We start from the raw sequence: 14,591 nt of genomic DNA, 5'->3' as shown, positions 1-14,591 counted from the left end.
TGGATCGTCGTGACAGCAGTGCAGTCCAGCGACACGACCGCCATCGGCTCCCTGGTGGCGGTCCGCCCCGCCTTCTCCGCCGACCGCCTCCTGGCGGACCTCGTCCCGCCGCGGCACTTCGCCGACGCGCGGTTCGCCACGTACCGCGCGAACCCGGACCACCCCAGCCAGGCCGCCGCGGTCGCCCGGCTGCAGGAGGTGGCCGCCGAGATCGCCCGCCCGGCGCCGAGCGGGCTGCGGTCGCTGCTCGGCCGTCGTCGTCCGGCGCCCGCCGTCTACATGGACGGCGGGTTCGGCGTGGGCAAGACCCACCTGCTGACCTCGCTCGCGCACGCCGTGCGGGAGGAGCTCGGGGCCGACGCGGCCGCCTACGGGACCTTCGTGGAGTACACGAACCTCGTCGGCGCCCTCGGGTTCCTGCCGACGGTCGAGGCCCTCTCCACCAAGAAGCTCGTCTGCATCGACGAGTTCGAGCTGGACGACCCGGGTGACACCGTGCTGATGTCACGCCTGCTGCGCGAGCTCGCCGACCGCGGCGTCGCCCTCGCGGCCACGTCGAACACCCTGCCGGACGCCCTCGGCGAGGGGCGGTTCGCGGCGGAGGACTTCCTGCGCGAGATCCAGGCGCTCGCGGACCGTTTCGAGGTGCTTCGTGTCGACGGCGAGGACTACCGCCACCGGTCGGTGGTCACGGACGCCGCGCCGCTCGCCACCGAGGTCGTGTGCACCACCGCGGCCGCGCGTCCCCGCGCGGTGGTCGACGACTTCTCCGACCTCCTCGCGCACCTCGCGACCGTGCACCCGAGCCGTTACGGGGCGCTGCTCGACGGCGTCGAGGTGGTCGGGCTGACCGGGGTGCGACCGGTGACCCGCCAGGAGGTCGCCCTGCGACTGGTCGTGCTCGTGGACCGGCTGTACGACCGCGACGTGCCGGTGCTGCTGGCCGGGGTGGACCCGCGCGCGCTGTTCAGCGAGGAGATGCTGCGCGGCGGCTACCGCAAGAAGTACTACCGGGCGCTGTCCCGCCTGGGTGCGCTGGCCGAGGACGGCCGCGCGCTCCTCGACGAGGCCTGAGCCGTCACCCGCCGGTGAGCAGCCGGCGCTGACGCTCCACGTCGAAGTCCGCCGCCGGCCACCGGAGGTCGAGGCCCCGCAGCGTGTGGCGCAGCAGCTCGCTCACGGCCAGCCGGGCGAACCACTTGCGGTCCGCGGGCACGACGTACCACGGCGCGACGTCGGTGCTGGTGCGGTCCAGCATCTCCTGGTACGCGGCCTGGTACTCGCCCCACCGCTCCCGGGCGCGCAGGTCGGCCGGGTCGTACTTCCAGTGCTTCTCCGGCCGGTCCAGGCGTGAGACCAGCCGCTCGAGCTGCTCCTCGGGCGAGATGGCCAGCATCACCTTGACGATCTCGGTGCCGGCCGCGGCGGTCTCGGCCTCGAAGGCGTTGATCTCGTCGTAACGGGCCCGCCAGCTCGCCTCGGGCTGGAGCTCCTCGACCCGCACGACGAGCACGTCCTCGTAGTGCGACCGGTCGAAGACGCCCAGCAGCCCGGGCGACGGCAGGGCGCGCCGGATCCGCCACAGGAAGTCGTGGGCCTGCTCCTCGGGGGTGGGTGGCCCGAAGCCTCGGCACCGGACGCCCTGCGGGTCGACCATGCCCACGACGTGCCGCACGATCCCGCCCTTGCCGGAGGTGTCCATCCCCTGCAGGATCAGCAGGACGCTGCGCACGCCACCCGTGCGGCCGTGGGCGAAGAGTCGTTCCTGCAGGTCCGACAGCTCGTCCGCGTGGCCGGCGCGCAGCACCTTGGCGGCGCGCTTGCGGCCGGTGTAGCCCGGGGTGGAGCGGGTGTCGAGCGCGTCGAGGCGATCACCGGGCCGCCAGCGCAGGGAGGTCGCCGGGTGCTCGGTCCAGGGTGCGGTCATCAGGGTTCCGTCCTCGGGTCGGCGCCGGCGGGGCGGGCCTCGGGGTCGTCCCGGAGGATGACGACGCAGCGCCGCGGGGCCCGCAGCCTCCCGTCCTCCAGGTGGGTGCGCTCCTCGTCCCAGGCCGCCGCCACCCGCCAGGCGCCGGACGGCGTGCCGAGGCGAGGCACGAGGTCCAGCGCGGGCACCGCGGGGTCGAGGACCAGGACGAGCGCGGTGCCGCCACGACGCGCGACGAGGGCACCGTCGTCGGTCGTGACCTCCAGGCGGTGGGCGAGGTCCGTCAGGGCGGCGGGCCGCAGGGTGAGCAGCCGGCGCGTCCAGGCCGCGAGTCGGCGGGCGTCCGCGGAGCCCGGCCGGACGGGGACGTGCTCGGTGTCGAGGACCACGACGCTGCCGGCGAGCACGGCGAACGCCAGCAGCGTGGCGTCGTCGTCCGCAGAGGTCGTGGCGGCGGACCCGGCGACGTCCTCGAGGCGTGACCAGGGGACCGCCCGGGTGGCGGCCGGCAGGCGGGTGACGGGTCCGACGAACGAGCCGCTGCGCTGGGCGGCTCGCAGCGCACGCCGTCGACCGGCCGGGATCCGGGCCGGGGCGGTGATCTCGGTCGACAGCCGGCGCAGGTCGCCGGCCGGACCGTCGAGCCGCCCCGTCAGCAGCCGCTCCACGGTCGTGGTGAGGCGGTCGCTGAGACCGGGTCCGTCGGCGAGCAGGGCACGGGGGCGCCCGGTCCGCGCCGAGACGTCCTGGGCGACCGCCGCCAGCTCGGTCAGGAACGGCGCCGAGGACCGGTCGGCGAGGGCCTCGACGTCCAGCAGCAGGCCGTCGACGTGGAACTCGTGCAGCCAGCGCCGGGCGTCCGCGACGAAGAAGTCCCGGGGGCCGCGGCTGCCGGAGCCGTCGAGGTTGATCCGGGGGGCGTCGTGGCCGTGGTCCTTCCGCGGCCGCGGCGCGATCCGCGACCCCTGCGCGTACGGTCCGAACCGGTCCAGCCGCAGCGGGTCGGCGACCGCCCACCGGTGGGGCAGGTCGAGCACGACGGCGAGTCCGTGGCGGTGCGCCGTGTCCACGAACCGCTGCAGGGCGTGCGGGCCCCCGAAGGGCTCGTGGACCGCGAAGAGCCGGACGCCGGCGCGAGGACCGGCCTCGGGGTCGAAGGCCGCCACGGGGGAGAGCTCGACGCCGTCGACCCCGAGCGTGGCGACGTCGGGCAGCAGCCCCGTGGCGGCGTCGAGGGTCCCCTCCGGCGTCACCGTGGGCACGTCGAGGTGCAGCAGCGACCCCCGGGTGAGGTCGGCCCCGGGCCACGCGTGGTCCCGCCACACGAACCGCTCGTCCAGGATCCTGCTCGGGCCCTGGATCCCTGAGGGGACGTGGGCCGCCGCGGGGTCGGAGAGCGGCGGCCCGCCGTCGATCGAGAACGAGTAGTCCGTCCCCGGGGAGATCTGCTCGTCGGCACGCCAGTAGCCGGGTTCGTGGGCGCCGACGAGTCGCATCGGTCGGCGCGAGGTGGATCCGTCGGGGAGAAGGAGCACGAGCTCGACGGTGTGCGCGCGAGGTGCCCAGAGCAGCGGTCGGGGGCCGGGCCAGGGTTCGCGGCGGCGTTCGCTCGGCGCAGGAGTGGCCCGGGAGCGCGCCTCGTCGAGTGGATCGCCTGTGGTCACGGCCCCACCATACGGCGCTGGCACGGGCAGGGGAGGGTCGTGTCGCGCAGAGGGCGTCGCGTCGCCGCACGGTGTGACGTCCCGGTGCCGACGGGGTGGCAGGAGTGCACCCGTGTGCAGAATAGTGTGCCAAGCACGGGCGAACACGCCGCCCCGCTGATACACCTGGGACATGATTAAGGACACACAGGAGGCCGACTCCGACCGAGCTCGGGCCCTCCTCGACGAGTCGATCGCTTCCCAGGCGCGGATCGCGCCGCGGCAGCGCTCGGCCACGGAAGAGCACGGTGACCCCCGACCCGGCGGCGACGCGACGAAGGCGCCGCTGTCGCTGTCGCAGACCGTCCTGCGCCCGATGGAGGGCGCCTCGAGCGGACACTCCTGGGACGACCCGGACGAGCTCTGAGACCGCCGACCGGCCAGGAGCCGGTCAGCGCGGAAGCCGGTCGGGGCCCACGGGGATCAGCCGGGGCATGCCGGCCGGAGCGACCTCGCTGAGCGCGAGGTAACGCGCCTCCGCCCTATGCAGGCGGATGTGCTCGTCGAGCGACCACTGCGGCCCGTTGGTGAGCACCATGCCGCAGGAGCAGTCGATCTCGACGGTGCCCTCGTCCGTCATGCGCGTCCGGCCCACGGTGACGTGGGACGCCCGCGCGCGGGTCTTGGCCCGGTGCATCGTCGCGGAGACGGCGGGCGGGCTGTCGGCGGAGTCGTCGGCGTTCACGCCCGCGAGCGTACCGGGCGTCCTCGGGCCGGTCGGAGAGTCGGCGTCCGTCGGCCGACGGCTCGTGGGCTCGTACGGCGCCCGCACCCACCGACGAGAAAGGCCCCTGTATCGCGTCTCCGCGATACAGGGGCCCTTCTGCGCTGGTGGGCGATACTGGGATCGAACCAGTGACCTCTTCCGTGTCAGGGAAGCGCGCTCCCGCTGCGCCAATCGCCCGTGGAGCGAACGACGAGACTCGAACTCGCGACATCCACCTTGGCAAGGTGGTGCTCTACCAACTGAGCTACGTTCGCACGGCCGGACAGTTCCGAGGACGTGATCCCCGCGTGCCGGTGCCTGAGGAACATTACTGGACCGCGGGTCCCAGGTCCAATTCCACCGGTGTGACCTGGGCCTCCGGCGGACGACGGGCCGAGAGGCCGGGTGCCGTCAGCGGAACTCGGGGTTCGGGTGGTCGAACCGCGTGCCGGCGTCCCAGGCGCTGCGCTGGTTGCCGTACGCGGGGAACCCGCCGGCGGCCCGGAGCATCGCGGCCATGTGCATGAGGTTCCAGGTCATGAACGTGGTGTTGCGCTGGGTGAACTCGTTCTGGGGGCCGCCGGAGCCCTCGTCCAGGTAGGACGGGCCGGGCCCCGCCTCGCCGACCCACCCGGCGTCGGCCTGGGGCGGGATGGTGTAGCCGAGATGTTGCAGGGAGTACAGGACGTTCATCGCCACGTGCTTGGCGCCGTCCTCGTTGCCGGTGATCACGACGCCCGCGGCGCGGCCGTAGTAGAGGTACTGGCCGGCGTCGTTCAGCCGGCCCGACAGCGAGTACAGCCGCTCGACGACGCGGGTGCAGACGCTGGACTTGTCGCCCAGCCAGATCGGCGTGCCGAGGACGAGGATGTCCGCGGCGAGGATCCGTTCGGCCAGCGCCGGCCAGTCGTCGCGGCTCCACCCGTGCTCGGTCATGTCCGGCTGGACCCCGGGGGCGAGGTCGTGGTCGACGGCGCGGATCTCGTCCACCCTCACGCCGTGCCTGCGCATGATCGCGGCGCTGACGTCCATGAGTCCCTGGGTGTTCGAGACCTCCGGGGACGGCTTGAGGGTGCAGTTGACGAAGACGGCGCTCAACGCGGAGAAGTCGAGCTCGGGCTGGTCCATAGTCGCTCCTGGGTCTCGACGTCCCGCGGGGACGCCAGGTGACGTCATGCGGTCGCGCTGCTGCTGCGGGCGGCGATCCGCGCCTGCACCTCGGGTCGGCGCAGGGGCGGGACCGTGGCCGGCGGTTGTCGGCGGGCGGGCAGGTCGTCCAGCAGCCGGGTGACGATCACGGCGATCTCGGCGGCGGCCGCCTCGCAGGGCTCGCGGGAGGCCGGTGCGACGGTGGACGCCACGCCGGTCACCTTCCGCACGAACTGGGCAGCGGCCGCCTCGATCTCCTCCGCGGTCGCGGGCGGCTCGAGGCCGCGCAGGGTGGTGATGTTGCGGCACATGCGATCGACGCTACGCCGGGTCGCCCGATGCCGCCGTCCGGGTCGCGGTCGATGGCCCCGTCTCGGGCCGGGGGACCGTGTGCACGGGCGCGGCGGCGGCGATCGCGACGTCGACCCCCTCGGGCGCGTGCTTGTCCCGGTAGCCACGGATCAGCCACACGAGCACGATCCCCAGGGCCGAGACGACGGCCAGCGCGAGGGCGGCTGCGTGGAACCCGGCGAGCAGGGCGTCGGTGGCGGACGCCCCGGCCGCGGAACGGTTCGCGGGGATGCCCGCGTACAGCGCGGCGACCACGGCGGTCATGACCGCCGGTCCCACGTAGCGCGCCATGTTGGACAGGCCCGACGCCCCGCCCACCTCGGAGTGGTCGACCGATCCCGTGGCGACCGAGGAACAGGGATTGTTCGACAGGCACAGTCCCACCGCCGTCATGACGATCGGCACCAGGAAAGCCAGGTAGCCCCACGAGGCGCCGGCCAGGGCCAGCACCACGAAGCCGGCCGTCATGATGACGAACCCCGTCCCGACGACGGCGAGCACCCCGAACCGGTGGGTCAGCCCGGGGACCGCCGGGGTGAGGGCGACCATCCCGACGGTCGCCGGCAGGGTGGCGAGCCCCGCCTCGAAGGGGTCCATCCCGAAGGCGGCCGGGTCCTGGAAGAACAGGCTCAGCAGGAACATCATCGCGTTGATCGCGGCGGCGCCGATGAGGATGCCGATCGTCGCCCCGACCAGCCGCCGGTTGCGGAACAGGCCGAGGTCGATCAGCGGGGCGGACACCTTGCTCTCGACTGCGACGAACCCGATCGTCGACGCGACGGACACCGCGAAGCAGCCGAGCGTCTGGATCGAGAGCCATCCCCAGGTCGCGCCCTGGGTGAGGCCGAGGATGAGCGGGGCCAGGGCGAGGGCGATGAGCGCGCTGCCCGCCCAGTCGATCGACCGGCTGCGCGTCGGGTCGGAGGACTCGGCCACCGCACGCAGCGTCAGGGGGACGAGCAGGACCGCGATCGCCGCGTCGAGCCAGAACAACCCCTGCCAGCCCACCGTGTTCACGAGCGCCCCGCCGAGCAGCGGGCCCGCCGCCGCCCCGACCGCCGAGGCCGACCCCCAGTAGGACACGGCCCGCAGCTGCGCGTTCCCGGGCGGTGAGGCGATGGTGAGGATGCTCAGCCCGCCGGCCACGAGCGTGGCCCCGGCGGCGCCCTGGATGCAGCGTCCGACGATGACAGCCCAGCCGCCCGGCGCCAGTGCGATAAGGACGCACGACGCGATGAACAGCAGCAGGCCGCCGAGGAACACCTTGCGCCGGCCGAAGACGTCCCCGAGGCTCCCGGAGGTGACGATCGTGGCCGCCCCGACGAGCAGGTAGCCCGTCACGGCCCACTGGAGGGTCTCCGTGGACATGCCGACGTCGTCGCTGATCGCCGGGAGCAGGATGGCCACGGCGGACGTGTTCGCGTTGACTATGAGGGTGGAGACGCAGGCCGCCGTCATCACGCCGAGCGGTGTCCGGGCGTCGGTGGTGGCGGTGGGCTCGGGCTCGACCATGGGACCTCCCGGGGTGATCCGTCTGGAACGTAGCACCGCTGTCGGCCACTCGCGTGGCACGGATCTCCGGGGAACGCAGCAGGCCCCGGACCGTGTGGTCCGGGGCCTGTGGTGGTGGGCGATACTGGGATCGAACCAGTGACCTCTTCCGTGTCAGGGAAGCGCGCTACCGCTGCGCCAATCGCCCGAGGTGGGTACGGGATTCGAACCCGTGTATACGGCTTTGCAGGCCGCTGCCTCGCCTCTCGGCCAACCCACCTTGAGACTGTGCTCACCGGCTCGCTCGTTGCCGAGATCGCAGGGGAGTGGGCCTCCGAGCGGATGACGAGACTCGAACTCGCGACATCCACCTTGGCAAGGTGGTGCTCTACCAACTGAGCTACATCCGCACGACCGGACCTGGTGCAGGGGTGATCCCCGCGGTGTTCCGGCGCGAGGAAAACTTTAGTGGACGGTGCCCGAATGGTCCAATCGCCTCGCGGTGCCTCGCTGGCATACCGTGCAGCCGTGCGTGCACCGACCTCCTGGGCCTCCTTCGCCGGCCGTCTCGCGACCGACGTCGTCGAGTGCGTCGACCTCGAGGTCGCCCCCGAGCGGCTCCGCGACCCCGGGCCCTGGTTCGTCGTCGTCGACTTCGAGGCGTTCGGGCGCGGCGGACGGGCGCGAGCCTGGCGGTTCGCCCACGTCACCGCCGGCGGGCCCCCGGAGCGGGGCGACGACCCGGCGGCGGGCTGGTCCGGCCCGGCCCCGGACGACTGGGCGACGTCGATGTCCCGCGGCGAGTACGAGGGGGCCGTTCGACGCGTCCAGCAGCACATCCGTCAGGGCGACGTCTACCAGGTCAACGTGTGCCGGGTGCTGAGCGCCCCGCTGCCGGCGACGGACCCCGGCACCGGGTCGGGGGAGCCGGACGCGGCCGCGCTGGCTGCGCGTCTGGCCGCCGGCAACCCCGCGCCGTACGGGGCGGCCGTGCACGTCCCGGCAGGCCTCGACGTCGCCCCCGTCTGGGTGGTCTCCGCGTCCCCCGAGCTCTACCTGGCCCTCGAGGACGGACGGCTGGCCTCCGGGCCGATCAAGGGCACCGCACCGACGGCGGACGGCCTGAGCGGCAAGGACCGTGCCGAGAACGTCATGATCACCGACCTGGTCCGCAACGACCTGCAGCGGGTGTGCGAGCCCGGCACGGTCGAGGTGACCGAGCTCCTCGGCGTGGAGGAGCACCCGGGGCTGGTGCATCTGGTCTCGCGGGTGCAGGGCACGCTGACGTCCGCTGTCGCCGCCGCACCGGACCGGTGGCGTCACCTGCTCCGCGCGACGTTCCCGCCGGGGTCCGTGTCGGGTGCGCCCAAGTCGTCGGCTCTCTCGATCATCGACGACCTCGAGCCGACGGCACGCGGGCCCTACTGCGGTGCTGTCGGCTGGGTCGACGGCGACCGGGCCGAGCTCGCCGTCGGGATCCGGACCTTCTGGTGGGAACGCGGGGCCGACGACGACGGCACGCTGCGCTTCGGCACGGGCGCCGGCATCACGTGGGGCTCCGACGCCGCGGCCGAGTGGCACGAGACGGAGCTGAAGGCCGCCCGGCTGGTCGGTCTCGCCTCGGGCGCCCCCGCGCACCGCCCCGACCGATGAGTCCGGGGCCCCTCGGGCGTCAGCACCGGCATGACGAGGGTGACCTGCGACCTGTCCGTGTCCCTGGACGGCTTCGCCGCCGGACCGCACCAGACCCGTGAGCGACCCTTCGGCGACGTGATCGGCACCGGCGAGGTGCTGCACACGTGGCTGCTCGAGCACGCCGAGGACCATCCCGACGAGGTCGCGGGGATCCTGGAGGCCGACGCCTTCGTGATGGGCCGGGGCATGTTCTGCCCGGACCCCGGCCCGTGGGACCCGGACTGGACGGGGTGGTGGGGCGACGAGCCGCCGTACCACGCGCCTGTGTTCGTGCTCACCCACCACCCGCGCGAGCCGCTGGTGATGGCCGGGGGCACGACCTTCCACTTCGTGACCACCGGTGCCGAGGACGCGCTGCGCCGGGCTGTCGAGGCGGCCGGCGACGGGGACGTCTCGATCGCCGGGGGAGTCTCGACGGTCAACACCTACCTCGCCGCCGGGGCGATCGACGAGCTGCGCCTGCACGTCGCCCCGGTCGTGCTGGACATCCCGGGCGGGACCAGGCTGTTCGACGGCGTCGGCCGGCTGGACCTCGACGCCGTCTCGGCACGGCACGCAGGGGAGGTGACCCATCTGGTGTACCGGCGTCGGGCAGACTGAGCACCATGAGTCTCGTGATCTGGGCCGAAGGTCGGTTGGTCGGAGCCGGGGAGGCCGCGCTGAGCGCGGTCGACCACGGCATCACGGTGGGTGACGGCGTCTTCGAGACGTGCACCGTGTTCGACGGGCAGGTGTTCGCGCTGACGCGGCACCTGGAGCGGCTGCGCCGGTCCGCGACCGGGCTCGGCCTCGAGGCGCCCGACGAGCAGCGGGTGCGCGAGGGCGTCGACGCCGTGCTGGACGAGGCCGTGCGCCTCGACGGTCCGTTCGACGGCCGGCTGCGCATCACCGTCACGGCGGGCATCGGCCCGCTCGGCTCCATGCGGGTCCCCGGCGCGCAGAGCGTCGTGGTCGCCGTGCAGGACTCGATGATGATGCCCGAGTCGCGCTCGGCCCGGTCGCCGTGGCCGCGCAACGAGCGGTCGCCCATCGCCGGGCTCAAGACGACGTCGTACGCGGAGAACGTGGTGGCGCTCGCGGACGCCAAGGCCAAGGGCGGCGACGAGTCGATCCTGCCCAACACGGTGGGCGAGCTCTGCGAGGGCACGGGGTCGAACATCTTCGTCGAGCGGGGCGGTGAGCTCCTCACCCCGGCGCTGTCCACGGGCTGTCTGGCGGGGATCACGCGGGCGCTCGTGCTCGAGTGGGGTGCCGAGGCGGGGCTGCCGGTGCGCGAGGCCCGGGAGGGCGAGCTGCCGTTCACCGTGCTCGACGAGGTGACCACCGGCGGCGTGCAGCTGGCGCTGACGTCCTCGGGCCGCAACGTCCAGCCCATCACCTGGCTCGACGGTGTCGACGTCGCACCGGGGGAGATCACGCTCGCCGTGCGGGAGGTGTTCGAGAAGAACTGCCGGGAGCGCCTCGACCCGTGACCTGGGGCGTCGTCGTCCGGGTGTGGGCCACGCCGCACCGTTCCGGTTTGGAGCAACCCCGGATCTGTGGCTAGTATCGACCACGCACTCGGGCGATTGGCGCAGTGGTAGCGCGCTTCGTTCACACCGAAGAGGTCACTGGTTCGAACCCAGTATCGCCCACCAGCACAGAGGCCCTCTGGCCAGCGGAGATGCTCGGTCAGAGGGCCTCTGTCCTTGTCGGCGGGGGTTCAGGATCGGCTCTGTTGGTTTGACTGCTGGCTTATCTCCCCGAACGTGTGTGGACTCGGGCGGCAGCCGACGGCATCGACGCCGGTCCGTACGGTGGTCCAGCATCGGGGTGCTTTTTGGGGCTCGGCCCGATGGCGTGCTTGATCCCTGCAGCGACGTCGAGTGCAGTTCCAACCTTCATCGGGGCCCATCGGAGGTCCGCTGGTACAGAGTGGCCAAATTGACGCTTGCGACCTCTTCGTCCTGAATAGAGGGCAACGTGCTGGAACGCTGGCTGAGAGCCGGCTCTCCGCCCTTAGGGGGTCGCCGGGGTCCGCGCTCCGTCGTGCATGTAATACCGCATTTGGTGCAGTAGTGGGGTCGGATGTCGCGATGGCATCGATGAGCCGTGACGTCACTCCTTCGGCTCGACACTGACGGTTCGTCGCCGGGCCCGCGTGCACGCCACGTACAGTTTGCGGTCGGAGTCGTTGTCCACCGAGAGCCCTGCAGTCAGGCGCTGCCGAGCATGGTCATCGAGGCGAACTCCAACCAGGTCCCACTCGCCGCCCTTGGCCTGGTGGCTGGTCAGCCCCTTGATCGGGCGGCCCGGGTGGGCCAGTCGCTCACCGATGAGCTTCAACCTCGTCGTGTGTGACGGATGGGGCGCTCGCAGCTGTCGCGGCGAGATCTTGGCGACGCCATCGATGAGGCGGAGGTATGCATTCTTGGGGGCCGAACGGCCGCCGCCGCGGAGGAGCTCAACGACTCTTTGTAGGTCGCCACTGATCTCGTCAACGGCGGGCTCGTTCTTGATTGCGAGGGCGGTGAGCGCGTCTCGGAGGTAGGTCGCCCGCTCGTCCAGAACGGTTCTCGTCACATAGTCGAGCAGAAGAGTTGCCGCAGCCTCCTCGAACCCGCCCTTGAAGCCATGGAACGCCAGTGGCAGTACGGATCCACCGAGGTCCCACAGCTCCTTCCACGTGAGCCCGAGGACCACGTCGAGATCGTCAGCAGAGTCGATCGTCACCGGCGCGAGATCAACAGGCCTTCCGGCTCGGAGTTCACTGGCAAGGTTTCGCTGTTCGTCGGTCTCCCAGCGGAAGGACCGGTCCAGAACGTACGAGTGGATCTCGGAACGTTCGATCAGCTTTGGCACCGCATCAGGCCTTGCGCCTCGAAATACATACAGTGCCTGCCAAGGATCGCCGACCGCCGAGAGCTCTATCTGGCCTGCACACGCCACCTCAATGACAGTGATGTCGAGGTCGTTTGCGTCGAAGACCTCATCGACAATGAGTGCTCGTGTCGAAGTGCGAAGGCGTTGCTCGATGAACGCCCGCATCTCGGGTTTCGCCAGCGCCTGTTCCAGTACGGAACGAACGTCCTCATGAGTCGCGACGCCGCGCTGGATGTGGGGGAGGATCTCCGTACCGGGTATTCCCGGGCGATTCGCGGGGAGGTAGACTCTTTGCGCGACAACAGTGTCGCCTGACAACTCCAGTTGGTAGCTTGTCCGGTTGAATGAGGAACTTCCAAATGATCTCCAGGAGTCATGGACCTCAAGGACAACGTGGCCGCCCGGCCACTTCACCAAGCCCTCCGAGAGAAGGGCATGCAGCAGCTCGACCATGACCGTGTCGAGTGTGACAACGCGATGAGGCCAAGCTAGCGCCGTCGGGCCCCACGTACGCTGGATTCGCCGACGCAGGTGCTTGGTAGCCGCGCGTGTGAATGAAACTGCGAGGACGGCTCTCGGATCCCCTCGCGCTTCGGGGTCGAAGCGCAGGGCCCCGAAGCGGAACGCCGAGACCGTCGTCTTTCCTGTTCCCGGACCTGCCTCTACGAAGATGCGTTCATAACGCGAGCCGGCCGCGTTTCGCTGCCCCTCGGTGAGGGAGTCGACCAGCGCGCCCGCGCTAATCGCCATCAGACGTCGCCGCCCCGAACGGGCCTGGTGTCGTTCTGCCGTTCCCGTAGAGGAAGTCCAACACTTCCGCGATGGGCTCAGGTACGACCACTGGATGTTCCTCGATGAGGTCGTGGCGGTTAGCCCTCAGCAGCGCTGCAAGAGCCAGAGAAAACTCGCCCTTCCGGCTCGAGTACCTGCCGGCCTTCACCTTGGACCCGTCGGCGGGGTCGATGTAGGCGCTTCTGAAAGCCCGATAGATCTGCATGACCGTCACGTCATCGGCCGGGTTGAGGTTCATATCCCGGAGTGCCTCTGTGACCAGTCCCTCATTGCCCGCAGTGACCTGCGGCTCAAGGGTCGGGTGACTCTGGGCAACGCGGACAACGTCTGGATCGTGTGCAGCCGCCCATCCCGGCTGCGCTGGAGTCTCATCAAGGGCGAGGTCGCTGTCGCGCAGGACGGCAACCTTCGAGCAAAGCTCATCGCCTCGCGTGGCCAGGAGGCGGACGGCCCATGACCCGACTTTCGTCCCCATCGGCACGATGCTAAGCGCATCGACGAAACCCTGACGATCATCGTCGCCGGCCGCCCAAGCCCGGCCGAACTCGCGAACAAGCGCGGCATCGGTAACCCCCTCGACCAAAAGCACTCGGTCCGAGAAGAGTGCTGCTGAGCGACTTGCATCGAGGTGGAGACGAGTCTTGCGGAGGACCTCGTCCTTGCTAGCGAACGGAATCCGTGCGATCGATCGCGCAACTCGCGTGTCGTTGTGAAGGCGACGCACGACCACGAGATCCTCAGGGTCACATGCGCTGATGATCTCGGGCGCGTGGCTGGAGAGGATCACCTGCAGTTCAGGGCGTTCCTCGACCTGCCTTCTCAGGTAGCGCACCAGCGCGTGCTGCAGCTGTGGATGAATGTGCGCTTCCGGTTCTTCGATGACGAGGGTGACGTGGAAGTCTTCATCAGGAAAGAACGAGTCCTCAGCGCTCTCTGCCTCCGCACGGGCCTGTTGCAGACGATTCTCTGCACCGTTTGCATCCTCGTCTGCATCGATGGTTTCGTTGACCTCCTCACCGCTGGACGATGGCGAACTGCCGCTCCCGACAGGAGCAGTCGGCCCTGCGGCCGGACGCGGGATGGCCGCCAGCGTGACGGCAATGTGGAGGAGGTTGACGTAGCCGAGGCCGACGACCTCGAGGGGAAGTGCGTTCTCGCGGCCCTCCACCGTTGCGAGCATGAGCTCGAGGACCCGGGCCAAGTAGCTGTCGTCAACGACCTGTCCGCGAATGTATGGGAAGTTGCGGCGCACTCCTGCCGACAGCGCACGCATCTCGCCGGCGACCCGCTGCTCGAGCCGGGCCAGGACTTCGTCCTTCGCCAGGTGCTCAAGTAGACCGGAGGCGAATGCCCGCAGCGCGGTCAGGTCCCGACCGGAGGTGAGGTCCTGTTGCTGCGCCCGCAGAAGCTCGATCAGGATTCGGGCCTCTCGCCGCGAGAGTTCGTCGACTGGGTTTCGCCACGCCGGCAGATATATCAGTCGGATCTGAGACTCGACGTCATTCCTCTCGAGTGTCTCGGCGCGAACCGTTCCGAGGTCCCTGCGAAGGGTGCGGGACCACCAGGCCGCAGCAGTTCCCGGACTAGTTCGGCCCGTTTGCGCCTGAAGGCGCTTGCCGAGCGGGCCCTCGTCGTTGGGCTGTTCCTCGTAGTAGTACTCGAGGCGAACTGCGCGTTCTCCCGGGCCGAGTGAGGCGGCCGACGGCCGCGGGAGTGTCGGGAAGCGACGATGGTGGGCAAGGTAGATCGCATCGGCGATCGTCGTCTTGCCGGAGCCATTGGCACCGATGAGGACCGAGAAGCGTCCCGGGAGGTCGACCTCGACCTCACCGCCGGCAACGCCCCGCATTCCCTGAACTTGTACCCGTCGGAGATACACCTAGGCTCCGATTCGGTGTCGAGACGTTCGTGGCAC

The 14,591-nt window shown here is 70.8% G+C and carries 13 protein-coding genes and 6 tRNA genes; 6 read left to right on the top strand and 13 right to left on the bottom strand.

Translation table 11 applies throughout. From position 1 onward, the window contains the following. Nucleotides 1–3 precede the first annotated feature (3 nt). A complete protein-coding gene (gene zapE, locus Q6350_RS09950; RefSeq protein ID WP_370375393.1) occupies nt 4–1,074 on the top strand; it encodes a cell division protein ZapE in 1,071 nt (356 codons plus the stop codon). A gap of 4 nt (nt 1,075–1,078) precedes the next feature. Here the strand turns inward: zapE and Q6350_RS09945 are convergent, their stop codons facing one another. Next, the gene (locus tag Q6350_RS09945; RefSeq protein ID WP_304604124.1) at nt 1,079–1,927 is read right to left on the bottom strand and encodes a PPK2 family polyphosphate kinase; all 849 of its coding nucleotides are present in this window, start codon (nt 1,925–1,927) and stop codon (nt 1,079–1,081) included. Then, nucleotides 1,927–3,591: a hypothetical protein gene (locus tag Q6350_RS09940; protein WP_305066056.1), complete on the bottom strand. Its 1,665-nt coding sequence runs from the start codon at nt 3,589–3,591 to the stop codon at nt 1,927–1,929. The genes Q6350_RS09945 and Q6350_RS09940 overlap by 1 nt, the downstream gene beginning before the upstream one ends. Nucleotides 3,592–3,763: 172 nt before the next feature. Here Q6350_RS09940 and Q6350_RS09935 point away from each other — a divergent pair, with 172 nt between their 5' ends. After that, nucleotides 3,764–3,997 (top strand): hypothetical protein, encoded by a 234-nt coding sequence (locus tag Q6350_RS09935; RefSeq protein WP_171248168.1) that lies wholly within the window; start codon nt 3,764–3,766, stop codon nt 3,995–3,997. 24 nt (nt 3,998–4,021) lie between these two features. Here the strand turns inward: Q6350_RS09935 and Q6350_RS09930 are convergent, their stop codons facing one another. The 9 genes from Q6350_RS09930 to Q6350_RS09890 all read right to left on the bottom strand — a co-directional run bounded on the left by Q6350_RS09930 (nt 4,022) and on the right by Q6350_RS09890 (nt 7,737). Further along, nucleotides 4,022–4,315, bottom strand: a complete 294-nt coding sequence (locus Q6350_RS09930) for a hypothetical protein (protein WP_304604122.1) — start codon at nt 4,313–4,315, stop codon at nt 4,022–4,024. 144 nt (nt 4,316–4,459) lie between these two features. Continuing rightward, nucleotides 4,460–4,534, bottom strand: a tRNA-Val gene (locus Q6350_RS09925). A 1-nt stretch (nt 4,535) separates the two neighbouring features. Continuing rightward, nucleotides 4,536–4,611, bottom strand: a tRNA-Gly gene (locus Q6350_RS09920). A gap of 136 nt (nt 4,612–4,747) precedes the next feature. Beyond that, a complete protein-coding gene (locus Q6350_RS09915; protein WP_304604121.1) occupies nt 4,748–5,464 on the bottom strand; it encodes a flavodoxin family protein in 717 nt (238 codons plus the stop codon). Nucleotides 5,465–5,508: 44 nt separating this feature from the next. Beyond that, a complete protein-coding gene (locus tag Q6350_RS09910; protein ID WP_305066054.1) occupies nt 5,509–5,796 on the bottom strand; it encodes a DUF2277 family protein in 288 nt (95 codons plus the stop codon). 10 nt (nt 5,797–5,806) lie between these two features. Beyond that, nucleotides 5,807–7,348, bottom strand: coding sequence for an MFS transporter (locus Q6350_RS09905; protein ID WP_305066053.1), 1,542 nt, complete (start codon nt 7,346–7,348; stop codon nt 5,807–5,809). A gap of 112 nt (nt 7,349–7,460) precedes the next feature. Next, nucleotides 7,461–7,535, bottom strand: a tRNA-Val gene (locus tag Q6350_RS09900). Nucleotide 7,536: 1 nt separating this feature from the next. Further along, a tRNA-Cys gene (locus tag Q6350_RS09895) sits at nt 7,537–7,607 on the bottom strand. A gap of 57 nt (nt 7,608–7,664) precedes the next feature. Beyond that, nucleotides 7,665–7,737, bottom strand: a tRNA-Gly gene (locus Q6350_RS09890). Between the two features lie 73 nt (nt 7,738–7,810). Here Q6350_RS09890 and Q6350_RS09885 point away from each other — a divergent pair. From Q6350_RS09885 to Q6350_RS09870, 4 genes are all read left to right on the top strand, one after another. Next, entirely contained in the window at nt 7,811–8,980 is a 1,170-nt protein-coding gene (locus tag Q6350_RS09885; RefSeq protein WP_370375389.1) for a chorismate-binding protein, read from the top strand. A 30-nt stretch (nt 8,981–9,010) separates the two neighbouring features. Continuing rightward, a complete protein-coding gene (locus Q6350_RS09880; protein WP_305066050.1) occupies nt 9,011–9,622 on the top strand; it encodes a dihydrofolate reductase family protein in 612 nt (203 codons plus the stop codon). A 5-nt stretch (nt 9,623–9,627) separates the two neighbouring features. Beyond that, nucleotides 9,628–10,494 (top strand): aminotransferase class IV, encoded by an 867-nt coding sequence (locus Q6350_RS09875; protein ID WP_305066048.1) that lies wholly within the window; start codon nt 9,628–9,630, stop codon nt 10,492–10,494. A 90-nt stretch (nt 10,495–10,584) separates the two neighbouring features. Continuing rightward, nucleotides 10,585–10,659: transfer RNA gene (locus Q6350_RS09870), tRNA-Val, on the top strand. 460 nt (nt 10,660–11,119) lie between these two features. Here Q6350_RS09870 and Q6350_RS09865 read toward each other — a convergent pair. Both Q6350_RS09865 and Q6350_RS09860 read right to left on the bottom strand, forming a co-directional pair. Beyond that, complete coding sequence (locus tag Q6350_RS09865; RefSeq protein ID WP_305066046.1) at nt 11,120–12,634, bottom strand: UvrD-helicase domain-containing protein; 1,515 nt, start codon at nt 12,632–12,634, stop codon at nt 11,120–11,122. Next, nucleotides 12,624–14,555 (bottom strand): ATP-dependent endonuclease, encoded by a 1,932-nt coding sequence (locus Q6350_RS09860; protein WP_305066045.1) that lies wholly within the window; start codon nt 14,553–14,555, stop codon nt 12,624–12,626. Before Q6350_RS09860 ends, Q6350_RS09865 begins: the two co-directional genes overlap by 11 nt. Nucleotides 14,556–14,591 lie beyond the last annotated feature (36 nt).

This window comes from Isoptericola sp. b515 (genome assembly GCF_030588125.1).
GTDB lineage: Bacteria > Actinomycetota > Actinomycetes > Actinomycetales > Cellulomonadaceae > Isoptericola > Isoptericola sediminis.
Note: the sequence above shows the minus strand (reverse complement) of the source record. Positions and strands in the feature narration are given on the sequence as shown.

Excerpts from the sequence above, each read along its gene's own strand:
- Q6350_RS09915 (WP_304604121.1), bottom strand. The coding sequence starts at position 5,464 with ATGGACCAGCCCGAGCTCGACTTCTCCGCGTTGAGCGCCGTCTTCGTC.
- Q6350_RS09945 (WP_304604124.1), bottom strand. The coding sequence starts at position 1,927 with ATGACCGCACCCTGGACCGAGCACCCGGCGACCTCCCTGCGCTGGCGG.
- Q6350_RS09910 (WP_305066054.1), bottom strand. The coding sequence starts at position 5,796 with ATGTGCCGCAACATCACCACCCTGCGCGGCCTCGAGCCGCCCGCGACC.
- Q6350_RS09935 (WP_171248168.1), top strand. The coding sequence starts at position 3,764 with ATGATTAAGGACACACAGGAGGCCGACTCCGACCGAGCTCGGGCCCTC.
- Q6350_RS09880 (WP_305066050.1), top strand. The coding sequence starts at position 9,011 with ATGACGAGGGTGACCTGCGACCTGTCCGTGTCCCTGGACGGCTTCGCC.
- Q6350_RS09875 (WP_305066048.1), top strand. The coding sequence starts at position 9,628 with ATGAGTCTCGTGATCTGGGCCGAAGGTCGGTTGGTCGGAGCCGGGGAG.
- Q6350_RS09885 (WP_370375389.1), top strand. The coding sequence starts at position 7,811 with ATGGTCCAATCGCCTCGCGGTGCCTCGCTGGCATACCGTGCAGCCGTG.
- Q6350_RS09865 (WP_305066046.1), bottom strand. The coding sequence starts at position 12,634 with ATGGCGATTAGCGCGGGCGCGCTGGTCGACTCCCTCACCGAGGGGCAG.
- Q6350_RS09905 (WP_305066053.1), bottom strand. The coding sequence starts at position 7,348 with ATGGTCGAGCCCGAGCCCACCGCCACCACCGACGCCCGGACACCGCTC.